Source organism: Tolypothrix campylonemoides VB511288_2, assembly GCF_045999855.1.
Lineage (GTDB): Bacteria > Cyanobacteriota > Cyanobacteriia > Cyanobacteriales > Nostocaceae > Scytonema > Scytonema bouteillei_A.
In genome coordinates this window covers 46,249-61,979 of sequence record NZ_JBFPMW010000012.1, presented here as the reverse complement: position 1 = coordinate 61,979, position 15,731 = coordinate 46,249, and the positions used below count along the sequence as shown (strand labels likewise).

General features: G+C 39.7%; 16 protein-coding genes. 9 read left to right on the top strand and 7 right to left on the bottom strand.

Annotation, left to right across the window (positions count from 1 at the left end):
• Nucleotides 1-77: 77 nt before the first annotated feature.
• Nucleotides 78-851: a hypothetical protein gene (locus AB0756_RS29115; protein WP_038076937.1), complete on the bottom strand. Its 774-nt coding sequence runs from the start codon at nt 849-851 to the stop codon at nt 78-80.
• Between the two features lie 166 nt (nt 852-1,017).
• Nucleotides 1,018-1,413, bottom strand: a complete 396-nt coding sequence (locus AB0756_RS29110) for a hypothetical protein (protein ID WP_038076941.1) — start codon at nt 1,411-1,413, stop codon at nt 1,018-1,020.
• A 618-nt stretch (nt 1,414-2,031) separates the two neighbouring features.
• On the opposite strand from AB0756_RS29110, the gene AB0756_RS29105 reads away from it, so the two are divergent.
• A complete protein-coding gene (locus AB0756_RS29105; RefSeq protein WP_038076944.1) occupies nt 2,032-2,919 on the top strand; it encodes a phytanoyl-CoA dioxygenase family protein in 888 nt (295 codons plus the stop codon).
• Nucleotides 2,920-2,922: 3 nt separating this feature from the next.
• Here AB0756_RS29105 and AB0756_RS29100 read toward each other — a convergent pair whose 3' ends face one another.
• A complete protein-coding gene (locus AB0756_RS29100) occupies nt 2,923-3,903 on the bottom strand; it encodes a DMT family transporter (protein WP_082051897.1) in 981 nt (326 codons plus the stop codon).
• A 279-nt stretch (nt 3,904-4,182) separates the two neighbouring features.
• Here AB0756_RS29100 and AB0756_RS29095 point away from each other — a divergent pair, with 279 nt between their 5' ends.
• Nucleotides 4,183-4,530, top strand: a complete 348-nt coding sequence (locus tag AB0756_RS29095) for a hypothetical protein (protein WP_038076947.1) — start codon at nt 4,183-4,185, stop codon at nt 4,528-4,530.
• A gap of 15 nt (nt 4,531-4,545) precedes the next feature.
• On the opposite strand, the gene AB0756_RS29090 is transcribed toward AB0756_RS29095, so the two are convergent.
• Nucleotides 4,546-4,719 (bottom strand): hypothetical protein, encoded by a 174-nt coding sequence (locus AB0756_RS29090; protein ID WP_153021441.1) that lies wholly within the window; start codon nt 4,717-4,719, stop codon nt 4,546-4,548.
• A gap of 135 nt (nt 4,720-4,854) precedes the next feature.
• Here AB0756_RS29090 and AB0756_RS29085 point away from each other — a divergent pair, with 135 nt between their 5' ends.
• Nucleotides 4,855-5,526 carry a DUF416 family protein gene (locus tag AB0756_RS29085; protein WP_038076951.1) on the top strand — a complete coding sequence of 224 codons (672 nt, stop codon included), beginning with the start codon at nt 4,855-4,857 and terminating at the stop codon, nt 5,524-5,526.
• A gap of 18 nt (nt 5,527-5,544) precedes the next feature.
• Nucleotides 5,545-5,793 (top strand): hypothetical protein, encoded by a 249-nt coding sequence (locus tag AB0756_RS29080; RefSeq protein WP_038076954.1) that lies wholly within the window; start codon nt 5,545-5,547, stop codon nt 5,791-5,793.
• 161 nt (nt 5,794-5,954) lie between these two features.
• Here AB0756_RS29080 and AB0756_RS29075 read toward each other — a convergent pair whose 3' ends face one another.
• Nucleotides 5,955-7,928 carry an ATP-binding protein gene (locus AB0756_RS29075; protein ID WP_038076957.1) on the bottom strand — a complete coding sequence of 658 codons (1,974 nt, stop codon included), beginning with the start codon at nt 7,926-7,928 and terminating at the stop codon, nt 5,955-5,957.
• Between the two features lie 130 nt (nt 7,929-8,058).
• Nucleotides 8,059-8,346, bottom strand: coding sequence for a circadian clock KaiB family protein (locus AB0756_RS29070; protein ID WP_038076960.1), 288 nt, complete (start codon nt 8,344-8,346; stop codon nt 8,059-8,061).
• Nucleotides 8,347-8,626: 280 nt separating this feature from the next.
• On the opposite strand from AB0756_RS29070, the gene AB0756_RS29065 reads away from it, so the two are divergent.
• The 4 genes from AB0756_RS29065 to AB0756_RS29050 all read left to right on the top strand — a co-directional run bounded on the left by AB0756_RS29065 (nt 8,627) and on the right by AB0756_RS29050 (nt 13,601).
• Nucleotides 8,627-9,358 (top strand): response regulator, encoded by a 732-nt coding sequence (locus AB0756_RS29065; RefSeq protein ID WP_038076963.1) that lies wholly within the window; start codon nt 8,627-8,629, stop codon nt 9,356-9,358.
• Nucleotides 9,359-9,425: 67 nt separating this feature from the next.
• Nucleotides 9,426-11,228 carry a putative bifunctional diguanylate cyclase/phosphodiesterase gene (locus tag AB0756_RS29060; protein WP_038076966.1) on the top strand — a complete coding sequence of 601 codons (1,803 nt, stop codon included), beginning with the start codon at nt 9,426-9,428 and terminating at the stop codon, nt 11,226-11,228.
• An 852-nt stretch (nt 11,229-12,080) separates the two neighbouring features.
• Entirely contained in the window at nt 12,081-12,785 is a 705-nt protein-coding gene (locus tag AB0756_RS29055; protein ID WP_038076969.1) for an SDR family oxidoreductase, read from the top strand.
• 117 nt (nt 12,786-12,902) lie between these two features.
• On the top strand, nt 12,903-13,601 hold the full coding sequence (locus tag AB0756_RS29050; RefSeq protein WP_038076972.1) for an HAD family hydrolase: 699 nt from the start codon (nt 12,903-12,905) through the stop codon (nt 13,599-13,601).
• Nucleotides 13,602-13,668: 67 nt separating this feature from the next.
• Here the strand turns inward: AB0756_RS29050 and AB0756_RS29045 are convergent, their stop codons facing one another.
• Entirely contained in the window at nt 13,669-14,298 is a 630-nt protein-coding gene (locus AB0756_RS29045) for a CPP1-like family protein (RefSeq protein ID WP_038076977.1), read from the bottom strand.
• Between the two features lie 691 nt (nt 14,299-14,989).
• On the opposite strand from AB0756_RS29045, the gene AB0756_RS29040 reads away from it, so the two are divergent.
• The gene (locus AB0756_RS29040) at nt 14,990-15,691 is read left to right on the top strand and encodes a response regulator transcription factor (RefSeq protein ID WP_038076980.1); all 702 of its coding nucleotides are present in this window, start codon (nt 14,990-14,992) and stop codon (nt 15,689-15,691) included.
• Nucleotides 15,692-15,731 lie beyond the last annotated feature (40 nt).

The window sequence follows — 15,731 nt, the reverse complement described above, 5'->3', positions numbered from 1 at the left end:
TAAAACCCTCCCCCTCTCTCCCACTCCCCCCTTCTTCCCCTCAGCCAGCATGAGAAACTTAAATGCCTCACTGCTTATCAGGCTGATTTGAAGAAACGAATAATCTCGCGCACGTGGTCTAAAAATTGCCCATCAGTCGAAAGCTGTGCTATTGCTTGTCGTGCTTCTCTTGCCAAACGTTCGTGTTCTGTCTGATTGGTAGCACGTAACTCTTCAATATTAGCAGCAAGACGGGCTAAGTCTTTGCGAGTTTCGTCTGTGTAAACTTGCTGATTCGCAGCTAGGGAGTAGGGTTGTTCTGGATTCAGTTGTTCTTCTAGGCGCTTGACAGTATCTTCAAGAGTACGGAAACGAGAACGGAGTTCCACTATATCTTCACGCGGATACGTCCATTCTTGGCGAATCATTGTCAACCTTGCATAGAGATACTCGTAAGCGCTGACAGCCGGACGCAACCCAGTCAATAACAAAGCAGCACCAGAACCGATGTAACCGACTGCACTAATACCAGCTGCAGCAAGAACATAAAGAGCGATCGCTGAAATTAAGTGTAACGCAATGGCAACCAAAAGCGATCGCTTAGCCAAAACCCTGACATAATCTAACTGTTTTTCATCCACTGGAATACCTTTTTCAGTAGATTGTGCAGCTTCCGCCAAAACTTCTTTTGCTTGAAAATGCACGTTCCAAGGTACAGTGACGATCGCGAGCAACCACCAAAAACTTGCACCACCAATAACCCAATCCAGGAAATTTCCAGTCGGTACGTGAAACCATTGCAGCAAGCTAAAAACCAGCAATACGAAAACCAAAACACCAATACTGGAACTGATAAAAAAGGTGAAATACATTTTGCTATATCTCCGAGCGCGGTATCACCTCTATCTTTGACGTGAATTGGACGTAAAGCAGAAATGCTTGTGATGGTTTTTCAACTGAATCCTGCGATCGGTAGATCCTCACTATGAAAACGATCCAGAACGTTGTGTTCTTGGTGACTCCGTTTCCCACTAACAACTAACGAACCAAATAACTCCGCCAAGAACCTTTAACCCCACTTTCAGGAAGCAGTAAACGCCAAGTTTTACCTTCTTTCTGAAGTTGTAGGTAAAGTTCAAAGGGTTTTTGAGATTGCTTTATTTGCCGTTTTTGTAACTTGAACGTAAGTTCGTAGGTTCCTCGAACGCGGTAAGTCAGTAAGTTTTGAATCGTTAGGGGTTGTTCTTGAGTAATTGACAGTCGGTTAATTTCAAATCCTTGAAAATTTAAATCAAGTTGTTGGTTGAGTCTTTGCTGAGTTTGCTCTACCTCAAGCGTAAGTGCTTTTTGAACCAATTGGGAGGTTGGTGCAAGTACACTCGTCGTACACGCACTCAGAAATCCCAACAGGATTAGGCTGACAATAAACCTCATTTTTACTCAGACTCCTGTGTGTTCTTGTTTGTCTGTCAAGTTTGATTGTTCCGCTTTGACTGAATTAATAAAAAACTTTATCGAACTCACGTTAATAAACAGCATAGGACAAAACTGCTCTCTTGTTGAAGTGTAAAAATTTTGACGCTCTCATAATAAAGTATTTAAACTTTCATGTATCTAAATAAATAAATTTTTGATAAATCTAAAGATTTATTACCTGTAGTAAAGATAAACTATGAGGGTACGCAAATACTGAAAAATTGTGTATTCCCCGTCAATTAACAAAAAATACGTAAAACAAGGTGTTTTTCAAGCTTTACAAAAACTGATTTATACAAAATCCTTGAGGCTATTTATTTGACGGGCACAGACAGAGAACTCCGTATTGCCTCTCAGTAATCTTATTGACTCAAGTAACAAATCTTCAAGAAAAAAATATCCGGAGAACAAGCCTTAAAGCTGAATATTTGAATACTGTAGGACATTAACCCTGAATCACCCGTTTTATAAAATCACTATAAAATTTGATAAAAATATAACATTTCAGACAAAAAAATGCGTAAAATCCCTAGTAAGGGCTGAAATAATATTGTTTCATAATTTACCAATAAAACAATGACTATTGCTACGCAAGTACGTAATCGACTGTTCAGAAACCTCTATGAAATATCGTTTGTAAAAAATAGTGCTGATTTAGAATATCAGATTTTTGTAAAAAATCATACCAAATGTTTACCTGCTTTATCTGATACCGACCGAGAAATAGTAGAGACTCTGAATACAGAGGGAGTTGTCATTACATCATTAGAGGCACTCTCACTTCCTTCAAGCCCACAAATGTTTGAGGCGGCAAAAAACTTGATGCCAAAGATACCAACAATAACCTCTGGAGAAAAAAATGAGTACGTTGTTCATGCCACTTCCAAACAAATAATGGCATCTCCAGAAATCTTTCTTTGGGGGCTAGAACAGCGTTTACTAAATATTGTTGAGAATTATCTTGGTTTGCCAGTAGCCTATCACGGTGCATATTTTCGTAGAGATATAGCCAACATCGTTGAGAAGAAATCAAGGTTGTGGCACATGGACACAGAAGATCGAAAACTGCTCAAAATCATTGTTTATCTGAATGATATTAATGAGGATAACGGTCCTTTTCAATATATTCCCCAGTCTTTAACTCCAGAAGCCACCCGCGCTCTTAAGTACAAGCATGGCTATATCAGACACACAACCATGAGTCGAGCCATCTCCCCCTTAAATCACAAATCTTGCACTGGGTTAGCAGGAACAGTCGTTTTTGCCGGCACTGCAAGCGTTTTCCATCGCGGGAAGGTACCTGTAGCTTCAGATAGATTTGCCATATTTTACGACTATACTTCCAGGCAGCCAAGGTTCCCATTTTATTGCAAGTCTTCTTTACCAGACGAAGATTTGCTTCTTCTTTCTAAAAAGTTTTCCGAACAACAGCAGCAGTGCGTTTTTTGGCGGGGTAGCGTGTAAAGTTTACTTGAGGTAAAACAGCCATCCAACACCAACGATCGCAACTACAGCACCTGCAATAGCTCTCAAGCTGACTCGCTCTCCCATAAATTTGGCAAGAGGAATCACAAATAGCGGGCTAGTCTGCATTAGAGTGGTCGCAATTCCGGCTGCTGTAAATTTGACAGCAGTCTGTTGCAACCAAATTCCTAAAAAAGTACCGCAGAAGGAAGCAAAGATCGCTGTCATTACAAATTGTCTTGAGTGTAATGTTTTTCCCTTATAGTTACCTTGCCTATTTCGTAAGGTAAACCAGATCAGGAGAACTAACTCGGCAGCACTTAAACGCAGTAAAGCTGCCCATAATGGGTTTATACTGCGATCGATAAATGCTGCTCGTGAAAGCACCATTCCTGTAGCGTTTGTTATGACTGCTAGCAAACTAAAGCCGATTCCTTTCCAAAAAGGAGATGCAAACAAAGGTGCTGCTACATTCCCTGTCTCTTTAGTTTCGCGTGTCCGTGTCCCTTCATCGGGAGTGCGTTCTGTTATCACCCAAGCAACTCCCAGAACAGTTAGCAGAATTCCGCACCAAGCGCTCAAATTTATTTTTTCTTGTAAAAAAATTAGAGCGAGTATGGCTGCAATTGGTGGAGCAAGGGTTCCTATAACTAGAACGCGACGCGCTCCTAAGTAATTTATGGCTGCTAAAAAGGCTGTATCTCCCAAGCTAATACCCACAATGCCGCTTGTTAAGAGCAAACACAACGGCAAAACAGTTATATTAGGCAACCATTCTCCAGTTATTGGGATGCTTAGTAAGAGAAATGCGATCGCGATAATCCCTTTAAGCAGATTCAGTTGTAACGGCGGGATGCGCTCTCCCAATCGACCGTAAATCGTTGATGCTACAGCCCACAGACACGCAGCAGACAAAGCCGCTATTTCGCCCTTAAAATCTGTCCCTGAAAATATTAAAAAAATATTAAAATTATTATCTATCACTTTTCAAGCCAGATAAATCTTTAATAATTTAAGATAAACACCCTTATAAACATTAGCACTCAATGTACGAAACTGCTAAATTTTTTCCAGACAAACTTTAGCACTCTAAGAGCTTTAATGCTAATTTTCAAGGGTCTGGAAATTAGCACTCACAAGGCTTTAGTGCCAATCTTCTTAGTAATTTACTAACTTCTTTCAGAAGACAAACAATTGTTTTTGAGTACAACATTTTTAAAACTTAAGACTGCATAAAAACATTCACAAATTGGGAGGATGAGAATGAAATACGCATTTGATATTGTAGGCGTGTCTTCAGTTGTGGATTTTTTCACGCACCAACAACAGATCTGGCAAAAATCTCAGGAATTAGCTTTGGAATATGTTAGCAGCCACAAATGCACACTTGATGCGCTTATTCAATCCGTAGAACCCGTACCTCCCAAATGGGGTTGGGAGAAAGATGAGGTTATAAACAGTGTGATTAATTTTTGGCTGGATCGGTCCGAGAGTATTTGGTATTGGAACTCGCGTTTAATAGATGCTGGAAGTGATAATTTACTGGTTGCAAGAATTGCAGACATTAAGGCTTTACAAGCCGAGTTTGACTCTCTCCTAAAAGATGGATAAGGTAACCCTCCCCGACTATCGCAGTACGGGGATTTGTCCTCCTCCAATGACATCGACCAAAACCACCAGGGCAAACACATCTAAAATTAACAAAACTAAATGGACAAAAAACTTAGTTTGTGTACTTGACGCATAAGGTTTTTCGTTAATTTTATTTTTTTTCCTTAGACGTAAGGTAAAAATTATCATGGCTTTAATTCTCAATAAATAGGTTTTAGTGCGAAAAATTAGGTGTTTATTGAGAATGTGCTATTTTTATTGACAAGGTGCGTTTGTCCTGCCAAAACCATAAAAAAAATATTAGCAACTAAAGTATTCTTGAATATGAAACTTGAATATCTTCAATTGGATATTTTGGAAGAAGAAGCAAAAACGCTTTCTCCTTATCATAAAATTGCATTTGCTGCTTCGATTTGTGAAAGATTGTTGCCCAATTATTATATCTTTGCTAGAGAATCTGACTGGAATACTTCATCATTGCTGAGAAATGCTTTAGATGAAGTATGGCTTCTTCTTGAAAGCAAATACATTTATGAAGTTAAGTTGCGTCAGTTGATAATTGATTGCGAACAGGCGATTCCCCACGACCACGATAATAATTTTTCTGAATATGTTTCTGAAGCTCGGTATGCAGCAGCATCGGTCTGCTATGCTTTAGAACTTTGTTTAGAAGGGAATTCAAAGCTTGTCAGAATGGTAGCTGACTGTGCTTATGAGACTCTTTGGATATATTTGAATTGGCAAGGAGAATATTTAGATGATAATTGGGAAAATGAAGCTTCTCAAGAACAAAAAAAACAAGGAAAGTGGGAAGAAAAATCTTTGGAAGAGCAAGAAAAAATTATCATTAACCACCCTTTTACGGTAAGAGAAATGACAAAAGAAAATGAGGACTTGCAGCGCCTCAAAGAAACGCCTATCTTGACCGAAGAATTTCTGCAATGGCTGCGAATTTCTTCTAACAACGACGGAAAAAGTCTTATAGATTTATCTTGAGAGCCAATTAGCAACAACATGAAAAGTCAAATTATCCAGACAGAAGAGAAGATGGCAGAAAGATTCACTCCAGAAAAAATTCATTGGTTTCGCCAACAAATGTTTAGCTGGGGAAACCAAAACAGGCGAGACTTTCCCTGGCGAAAAACATCAGATCCCTATGCTATTCTCGTGGCAGAATTTTTATTACAAAAAAACGATGTAGAGACAGTAGTTCCCATATATGAATCTTTTCTGTTTCGCTATCCTACTCTTATACCAATTTAATATAAAGCTGCATACAATTAGCCTGCGAAGGCAGGCTTTGTTTGTATAGCCCCACTCTTCTAGAGTGAGGGCAATAATGTGCAACTTCACATAGAATTGGTATTAGATGTATTATTCCCCGACGCAGCCATCGGCTCGAAGCTAGGAATCACGGTCAATTGTTAGATATTAACTAGATGAGCAATAGCAGTAGCCAAGATATTAGGTTCAATCGGCTTAGATAAATGAAGCGTAAAGCCAGTTCCAAGTAATTGTTTTCGAGCCGCCTCACCGGAAAATCCAGTAAGAGCGATCGCGGGTATTTTACCACCTCGTTCGGGTGGTAAAGATCTGATTTCCTTGATGAGAGTATAGCCATCCATACCGGGCAATCCGATATCGCTAACTAGCAAATGTGGCGGTTGTTCGATCAACGATACCAGTGCCTCATGTGCAGAAGCAACAGCACGGACAGAAGCACCATAACTTTCTAACAGAACTACTAAAAAATCTCTATTTTCTTGTTCATCATCCACAACCAGCACGCGAACTCCGCTTAAATCCAAGACATCATTATTTTGAGTACTTTCTGACTGCGTTAAAGAGGAAGAATGTATTAATGGCAGCCTCACGGTAAAAGTAGCTCCCTTACCATCACCAAGGCTTTCTGCTTGAACGGTTCCACCATGTAGTTCAACTAAGTGACGAACGATAGGGAGACCCAAACCCAAGCCGCCAAACTTCCTTGAGTAACTGCTATCTTGCTGGCGAAAATAATCAAATATATAAGGTAAAAAATCTTGTTTAATACCTTTGCCCGTATCGCTTACTTGAATTTGAGCATATACATCAATCTTTTCTAAACGAATTGTGACGCGTCCTGTAGATGGTGTAAATTTAACAGCATTAGAAAGTAAGTTCCAAATCACTTGTCGCAAACGCTTGGGATCGCCAAATACCAAACCTACATTGCGATCGAGTATAGTGACTAGTTCAATTGATTTAGCTCGAGCGGCTAGACGGACGCTTTCAATGGCAGATGCAATAGTGGTTGTCAAATCGACAGCAACCGGATTTAAGGTTAATTTACCGCTCAAAATTTTAGAAACACTCAGCAAGTCATTCACAAGTTGTATCTGCAAGCGAGCGTTACGTTCAATCGTTGCTAAAGCCTCAGTGGTTTTAAGAGGATCTAGCTTACCACTTTGTAAAAGTTTTACCCAGCCTAATATAGGGTTCAGTGGTGTTCGCAGTTCGTGAGAAAGCACGGAGAGAAACTCATCTTTGATACGGTTGGCTGCTTGAGCTTGTTCCAAAAGTTTAGTCCGCTCTTCCTCCGCCCGTTTGCGTTCGGTAATATCTCTTAAAGACACAAGATATGCTATCTTTCCATACCACTCAATTTCTACCACACGCATTTGAGCAATTTTGTCCGAGCAAGAGTTTGCTACACTATTTTCTTTATTGCAACCACAAATATCAACTTCTGTATTGTCACCACATACAACAGGAAAACCAAACAATTCACCTAATAGTTCCTCCTGTTTGCAACCAAAGAGATCCAAAGCCGCAGGGTTAATAAACCGTACAATACCTTGCTTGTCAACAACTATAATCCCATCAGCGTTCTTTGCTATCAGTGTTTGCAGCTGTGCTTCAATTCTTTGCGCTGCTGCTTCTATTTGCTGAATGTGCTCTTTTTGCTGTCTGAGTTCTGTTGTTTGTTTTTGCAGTTCTTGCTCTAAATCAATTTTTGGCGATTTACTCTTTATCGATTGTATTTTTTTAGCAATTATTTGTTCTATAATTTGGGGAAGTTGCGCCAATTCCTCTTGTAACAGGTAGTCTGTAGCTCCTCTTTTCATGCATTTTACAGCCATAGAGACGCTATTTGTACTGTTAACAATGATAAAAGGAACATTCTGTTTTTGTGCTTGTGCCAAACGCAATGCCTCTAAAGCCTCCATGTCTTTTAGGCAATCTTCAACCACAATAACGTCCCATTCTAAATGTAAATGAGAAATATAATCTGCTTTTGTTGAGATACAAGTATACTTATAATTCTTGGCCAAGTTACCCTGACTTAACAAAGCTGGGATATTCTTTGTTTTTTCAGGCGAGACCAATAGAAGCAATATATTACATTTAGCATCCACTTTTTTAGGTTAACTTTGGTAAGTTGTTTATTATAAGTAAATCATAATCACTTTTTGAGTCGAGAGCATCTTACCCAAAGACTTATGTTTGTAACTCTTCCTATAGGAAGAGAAGAACTCCTACTAAATTTCAGGGCGATCGCTCTCGCGGAATATTTAGGTCTAAGATAACTGTTTGAGTGTCTGATAAATCCCCGACTATGCGTACTTTTGGCAAAGGAAATTCTTTGATTAAAGTAGGGGTTAATAAAATCTTTTCACCTTCAGCAACTAGTGGCTGCTCCAGCACATCAATAATAATTATCTCGTGTTTATTTTTCAGATAAAATTCACACAACTGAATTAGATTGGAGATGGCTTGCCGAGACCTCTGTGTATACCCGGTAATATAAAGTTTGAGCAAATATTTATCACTCATCAGTCTTTTAAGTCATAACCTATGTATATTTACTTTTCTTCATCAGAGTTATTATAAGTTTGAGTAATATTTTTTTATTCAAACCAACGAAGTATTTCTCTTAACCGATAGTTAGGGAGGCGGAGCTTCTGTAGTATGCCAATGAGTTATTTTAATTCCGTCAAAATGGTTACAGACAAGGTACCTAACTTCTTAAATTAGTTGAGACTTTGAGCCTTTCAATTCCTATAAAACAGATAGGATTGCTATAGATAAAGTAGGCACGATTATTTGATTGAAGATGCTGCAAATTCGTTCTAAAACTCAGAAATGGCAACTGCCATTATGGTCGATTGTTATCAGTCCGTTTGTAATTTTGTTAATAGGAACTGTCAGCATTACTAGATGGTTATCTTGGCGAAGCGAGCAAGAAGTTATTTATGGTACAGTTAGTCAATTGCAAACAGAAATTAGCAATCGCCTCCATGAAAAATTAGAGAATTATCTAGAAGCTCCCCGCATTATCAATCACATTAACTCGACTGCTATTGAACTCAAGCAGTTGGATCTCAATCATAGCTTTGCCCGGTTTTGCGGATACACTGCACATCTTAAAGGACGGGCAACAATTATTGTTGCGTTAACATCAAGTGCGCTCGAAGAAAACAAAGCTCTTATGCTTTCGGCTGGGTGTGATGATTTTGTTCGCAAACCATTTCTGCAATCTGTCATTTTTGAAAAACTGGCAGAATATTTACATATTTCATACATCTATCAACAGATAGATGACAAAAAGTCAAATAAAGATATTTCTTTTGCTGAGATTCAATCACATCTTTCCAAAATGCCCAGATCTTGGATTGTTCGACTTCATCAAGCTGCCACCCTTGCAGATTTAGACCTGATGATTCCTTTGATTCAAGAAATTTCTGAATCAGATTGTATGATATCAAATGCACTCCAAACTTTAGTGAATGACTTTCAGTATGACTGCATAATGTATATAACTCAACAACTTATAAAACGCGAATAGCAATTGCGTTTACTTTTTGGAGAACTCAGAACCATAAACTTCTTTTTATCTAGAACTGCAAATCATTATGGCTGTATGTAAGGGTGACATTTTGATTGTTGACGATACACTAGAGAATTTAAGATTTTTGTCAACAACGTTGATAGAAAGGGGATACAAAGTACGGAGCGTTACGAGTGGTGCCATGGCACTTGTTGTGGCACAAACTGCGCTCCCCAATTTAATCTTGTTGGATATTAGGATGCCAGAAGAAGATGGTTATGAGGTTTGCCAGCGTCTAAAAATGGATACACAGACGCGTGAAATTCCCGTGATTTTTTTAAGTGCTGCCAATGAAGTCATAGATAAGGTGAGGGCATTTGAGGTTGGAGGTGTAGATTACGTTACTAAGCCATTCCATTTAGAAGAGTTGCTTGCTCGCATTGATACACATCTCAGTCTTCAAGCAGCGCGACAAGAAATTCGGAAGTTAAATGTAGAACTTGAGGAGAGAGTTCGCTTGCGTACCATTCAACTAGAACGGGAGATTGTGGAACGCCAAAAACTACAGGAAAAATTACTGCATATAGCACTCCACGATAGCTTGACTGGACTATTAAATCGTGCTTGGCTTATGGAGCGGTTGCAACAGTTACTCGAACATGCACAGCAGTATCCAAATTTTTTATTTGCTATTCTGTTTTTGGATTGCGATCGCTTTAAAATAGTCAATGATTCTCTTGGGCATCTCGTAGGAGATCGACTGTTGATTGCGATCGCCCGTCGCTTGGAATCGTGCCTTCCTCCAGGTAGTACTCTAGCTCGTTTGGGAGGCGATGAGTTCACAATTCTTTTGGAAAATATTCAAAATGTTCAGGCTGTAACGACAGTCGCAGAGCGCATCCTCCAAGAATTTACAATTTCATTTAAAGTCAGTCAAAGTGATATCTTTAGCAATGTCAGTATTGGAATCGTACTGGGCAATAAGAGCTACGAACAGCCAGAACATTTACTTCGTGATGCTGATACAGCCATGTATCAAGCTAAAGGAATAGGCAAGGGTTGCTATCAAGTTTTTGACCCGGCAATGCATCATCATGCCTTAAATTGTTTGGAAATTGAAACCGATTTGCGGCAAGCTACAGAACAGAATGAACTTATTGTTTACTATCAGCCAATTGTATCCTTAACGAGTGGTAGGATAGTAGGCTTTGAAGCTTTAGTTCGCTGGCAACACCCAAAACAAGGGCTGCTTTCTCCCAATCAGTTTATCTTTATTGCAGAACAGTCAGAGTTAATTATAAAAATCGATTTGTGGGTGATGCGGGAAGCATGCCGTCAGCTTCGTCTTTGGCAAAATGAAGGATTGATTGCAGATTCCATAAAAATGAGTGTTAATCTTTCAGTCAAACATCTTACCCGTACCAATCTGATTCAAGAAATCGATAGTCTTTTACAAGAAAGTCGGTTAGATCGCCGGGATCTCAGGCTAGAGATTACTGAAAGCGGTATTATGGGAAACGCTGAAATTGCTGCTAGTATTTTAGAGCAATTAAAATACCGAGAAATCCATTTAAGCATTGATGATTTTGGTACGGGCTACTCTTCTTTGAGCTACCTACAGCGCTTACCCGTAAATACGCTCAAGATAGATCGATCTTTTATCAGTCGCATTCAAAATGACGGGCAAAATACTGAAATTATTCGAGCAATTATTGCTCTGTCAGATAGCCTGGGAATACAAGCGATCGCAGAAGGTGTAGAAACGTCTTCTCAGTTACAACATTTGAGAACATTGGGTTGTGCGTTTGGACAGGGGTATTTCTTTTCTCCTCCTTTAAATGCTGAATCTGCAATGCGGCTACTTCAAACCCCTCCACAGTGGTTGTGAGGCAATTGCTCGAGCTTAACTAACATATTCATGCGATTTTACCGATCTCGTACAATTTTTTTCGCAGTCAGTATAACTGATGTAGCATAGGTCTTTCAAGATAGCTTACTCTATTCTATAGAGGAAAATATGCCAGAGACATTTTTAGCAACTAGCTGTGATTTTAGTTTATTACAAGAAATTAGTGCGTGTCTTTGTCAAACAATTATTACTATTAGATAAAACTGAAAATTTTATCGAATTACTCTTGTCTAGAATAAGCCTCTTTTATGACTCTTACCAAATTAATTTTGATCCCCTAGTTTGACGCAATATAAAGTTGTTAAAGATAGGATTGTTTGGAATTAAGCTTCCTACTAAACTGGCTTTCAAGCAAATAATACAATCTAATAAAACTTGGTATAAGTCTGCTTAGGCGGACTTTGTTTTTGTAGTTGCGACTTCGAGTCGTCTCGATGATTCTCTATCTAGAGTCATAAAAGAGTGATAAGGCGTGAAACCTGGAAAATGTGTAGGTAGGGCTAAAGCCCACGTTTGATGTTAGTGGGCATTTCACTTAACAAATTAGCCTAGATGGGCTAGGTGGGCATTGCCACCCAACATCAAAACGGCTAGGGAGCGTTTTCAATTGACTTGTTGAGCCTCCTAATTTTTTAGCTCCCCCTGAATCCCTCTTAAAAAGGGGGACTCAAGAGTATCCTAGGGTGAACAAACTGGCGAGCGCGACGCCCTTACCACAAGAAGCAAAAAAAACACAAGAAAAAGAATTATTTTCAATAAAGCGAAGACTTTTGTAACAAAGCAGTTTATCAAGTATTATGTTAATAATTATAAATAATTGTAAAAAAATCTATGCAGGATAAAGTCATCGTTATTGTTGGTGCCACTGGTGGTATTGGTTCAGCCCTGACTCGACAACTAGCCCCTACAGGCGCAAAATTGGTACTGGCAGCAAGGAATGCCGATCGCCTGACGGCACTGGCGGCTGAATTACCAGGACAAGTTTTGAGTGTTCCTACAGATATTACTAACCTTCAACAAGTAGATACACTGATGTCCAAGACGCTTGCCAGTTTTGGTCAAATTGACGTTTTGGTCAATGCAGCTGGTGTTGGGATACTCAAGTCGTACAACACTTTGGAGCCTGACGATTTGGACAAGATGCTGGAAGTCAACCTTAAAGGCAGTTTTTACACCTGTCAAAAAGCAGCCCAAGAAATGCAAAAGCGCAAATCCGGTCATATTTGTAATGTTGTGGGCATTTTGGGCAAACATTCAATGGCAATGGCTGCAGCTTACTCTGCTTCTAAATTTGGTGTTGTTGGCTTTAGCAAGTGTATGGCAGAGGAACTGAAACGCTTTGGCATCAAGTTTACGTTATTCTATTTTGGTGGAGTGGATTCTCCTTTCTGGGACAATGTGAGCTTAAAGGTAGACCGGAAAAAAATGCTCAGCCCAGAAACTGCAGCCAATGCCATTTTCTTTGCTCTATGCGCTGAACCTCAAGCAGTTCCTTTAGAAATTAATATCCAACCCGATAGTCATTTATTTTTTTAAAAGATGACTCTCCGGCTAGAGTGATAAGTAATTCAAAACACATTCATTAGATATTTAAAACCACACTTATGCATCAATTGGGATAGTCTGTAAGTAAATTTTCAGTTTTAAAAAGAAATGTTAAGACTTATTACTGATTTTGACGGTCCCATCATTGATGTTTCCGAACGTTACTACAAAGTTTATCAATATTGTTTGCAGAAAATCCAACGCCCCGGACAAGAGGTACGAGAACTATCTAAAGCAGAATTTTGGCAAATGAAGCGATCGCGTGTTCCGGAAAAGCAAATTGCTGTTATATCCGGTTTGGAAGAAGCGCAAGCGCAGGAATTTTCGCAATTGCGAAAGCAAACCGTTCATACCCAACCTTATTTCGAGTACGATACCTTAGCCCCTGGTGCTGTTGAGGCTCTGTTAAAAGTCCAAAAGGCTGGCATTGATTTGGTTGTCATGACAATGCGTCGGGAACGGGAACTAGATTATGCTTTCAAAAAATACGATTTAGGGAGATTTTTTCCAGAAAACCGTTGTTACTGTCTGAGCAACGACTACATCAAAACTCGCGATACTGACGACAAACCCTTGTTAATGGCAAGGGCTATAAGAGAACTTCCCCCTGCATTTGACACTTGGATGGTGGGAGATACAGAAGCCGATATCATTTCTGCCAAAAAGCAAGGTATTAAGGCGATCGCAGTGGAATGCGGTATTCGCGATCGCTCCCAACAAGAACTTTACCAACCAGATTTAATTGTTAAGGATTTCAGTTCTGCCGTGAATTTAGTCCTAGAACAAGCATTACAGCCAGTTGGTTAATTGCGAGATTGCTAACGGCTAATAGCTAATGGCTAATGGTAGTCAGCCATTAGCTATTAGCCATGAGCTACTTTAAAAAACTACTAATAAGCCATAGCAACAAGAAAGCTACAACTGTAGAGAACTGATTCTGATTTAGATTAATAAATTGCTGTATTTGCGGTACTATCCAGGCTGCAAGAAGTCCTCCTGCTATTAGACCCAGAATTAAACCGAGAAGTGTCAATAGAACAGAACGACCAAATTTACCTTCCTTGCGACTGAGAAAATAAATACAGACACCAATACCTAACAGCAGTGTCATTTGCAACACTGGATCGCCTCCAGCTTGATAAAACACGCCGATCGTACTTAAACCGAGATACCAAACCCCTGGTAGTAAAATATCCTGAGGCGCTGGCTTATCTAATACTGTTTGCAGCCACAAAGGCGACTGCTCGCGTGGGCTCTGAGTTTCTTTGGGAGGTGCTTGTACAAGCCTTTCTGGAAACCTGATGCGTTCTGGAACTTTGATTTTGCCTTCCTGGCGCATTTTCAAGCGTTCCATTAAAATTGCATCATATGCCGCCTCTATGACTTCTAGACGCTTAGCATCGCCACTGTACTGTTCCAGCAGACGACTGCGGACATCCTGAATTTCATCGAAGCTAGCATCCTCAGATACCCCAAGTTTTTCGTAAGGATTTTGCTCGCTCATGGAAGTTTGTAACTTTAGCCTCAATCGGCGGCAATCTTTTGTTAAAGAAAAACTACTTTAAGTTGAAGTTGGTTGAAACGAATGCTTTGATTAATTCGTATAACCTACCTGGATATTAGCATGGGCAACTTCCATTGACCTAGTAGTTTTAACTATAGACACTTTAACACATGAAAAGAACTCCGTGTATCCCCTCATGCCGTTCCTTCACTGTGGCTTTACTCTAGAATTTGAGCAAAAAGTACATTCAAGGCATTTTTGATGAAAAACTATCTTTTCTTTTTTAGATTTGGCAACTTAGCTGTACCATAATACTGTTTTAAATAATTAACCTCCTAATTCCTTGTGCCATAAAGCCGCATATCGATTTAAAATTAAGACTGTTTTAAATTTCTTGCATCAGGGTAGCACAGTGTCCGGGACTACCCACTTGTCATGGCTAAGGTGAAAAGCATCTGCTTGCAGGACACAAGGTTGATCGCAAAAACCTAAATTTCAGTTCAAGGGTGGCATTACCAAAGTCTTCGCGCTTTATTTTGTTGAAAATCCTGATTACTACACTAGTATTTGAATAATCAGGGCATAAGTGCCTTAGCCTTGTAAATTCATATGACTCTCAAAATGGAAACCGTAACATCTACGGAATCCGTCTGTTAATCCTATAAATTTTTTTTTGTGCAAAGTGATGGTCATGGCTCCTGCCAAGATTCTTGTTGTTGACGACGATCCTGCGGTTCGGAATTTAATCCAACGCTTCCTGATCAAACAGAGCTATCAGGTAGAAGCTGCCGAAGATGGTAAAACCGCCCTGGCCCTCTTTGAGCAGTTTAACCCCGATTTGGTAATATTGGATGTCAATTTACCAGACGTAATTGGGTTTAACCTCTGCCAAGAGATGCAAAGCCGAAATGGCGTTTTTGTGCTAATGCTCACTAGTCGCGCCGATGAAGCTGATAAAATTCGTGGTTTCTCAAAAGGCGCAGATGACTACCTTACCAAACCATTTGGCTTGGGAGAGCTAGAAGTCAGGGTTGCAGCCATTTTAAGGCGACAGCGTGTCGTAACTACTGCAGAACAAAAACGCCTGGTGTTTGAAAAGTTAATGATCGACCCCGTGCGGCGAGAAGTTACACTTAACAGCCTACCAGTCCCCTTAACTGCTCTAGAGTTTGATTTATTACATTTCTTAGCTAGCCATCCAGGTCGAGTTTGGCGGCGGGCGGAACTTATTCAGGAGGTTTGGGATTATGAATACGTCGGCGACCAACGGGTTGTAGACGTGCATATAGGTCAAATTCGCAAAAAAATTGAAGCTGATGCCAGTCAACCCGCTTTAATTCAAACGGTACGAGGTGTTGGGTATAAGTTTGAATGCCCCACTCAACCCCAGTAGGGTGAAAAAAACAATAGCATTCATTCATGTCCATTATTAG

What these genes read in the sequence shown, in the direction of transcription:
- AB0756_RS29115 (WP_038076937.1), bottom strand. Translation starts at nt 851, where the DNA reads ATGTATTTCACCTTTTTTATCAGTTCCAGTATTGGTGTTTTGGTTTTC.
- AB0756_RS29110 (WP_038076941.1), bottom strand. Translation starts at nt 1,413, where the DNA reads ATGAGGTTTATTGTCAGCCTAATCCTGTTGGGATTTCTGAGTGCGTGT.
- AB0756_RS29105 (WP_038076944.1), top strand. Translation starts at nt 2,032, where the DNA reads ATGACTATTGCTACGCAAGTACGTAATCGACTGTTCAGAAACCTCTAT.
- AB0756_RS29095 (WP_038076947.1), top strand. Translation starts at nt 4,183, where the DNA reads ATGAAATACGCATTTGATATTGTAGGCGTGTCTTCAGTTGTGGATTTT.
- AB0756_RS29090 (WP_153021441.1), bottom strand. Translation starts at nt 4,719, where the DNA reads ATGATAATTTTTACCTTACGTCTAAGGAAAAAAAATAAAATTAACGAA.
- AB0756_RS29085 (WP_038076951.1), top strand. Translation starts at nt 4,855, where the DNA reads ATGAAACTTGAATATCTTCAATTGGATATTTTGGAAGAAGAAGCAAAA.
- AB0756_RS29080 (WP_038076954.1), top strand. Translation starts at nt 5,545, where the DNA reads ATGAAAAGTCAAATTATCCAGACAGAAGAGAAGATGGCAGAAAGATTC.
- AB0756_RS29070 (WP_038076960.1), bottom strand. Translation starts at nt 8,346, where the DNA reads ATGAGTGATAAATATTTGCTCAAACTTTATATTACCGGGTATACACAG.
- AB0756_RS29065 (WP_038076963.1), top strand. Translation starts at nt 8,627, where the DNA reads ATGCTGCAAATTCGTTCTAAAACTCAGAAATGGCAACTGCCATTATGG.
- AB0756_RS29060 (WP_038076966.1), top strand. Translation starts at nt 9,426, where the DNA reads ATGGCTGTATGTAAGGGTGACATTTTGATTGTTGACGATACACTAGAG.
- AB0756_RS29055 (WP_038076969.1), top strand. Translation starts at nt 12,081, where the DNA reads ATGCAGGATAAAGTCATCGTTATTGTTGGTGCCACTGGTGGTATTGGT.
- AB0756_RS29050 (WP_038076972.1), top strand. Translation starts at nt 12,903, where the DNA reads ATGTTAAGACTTATTACTGATTTTGACGGTCCCATCATTGATGTTTCC.
- AB0756_RS29045 (WP_038076977.1), bottom strand. Translation starts at nt 14,298, where the DNA reads ATGAGCGAGCAAAATCCTTACGAAAAACTTGGGGTATCTGAGGATGCT.
- AB0756_RS29040 (WP_038076980.1), top strand. Translation starts at nt 14,990, where the DNA reads ATGGCTCCTGCCAAGATTCTTGTTGTTGACGACGATCCTGCGGTTCGG.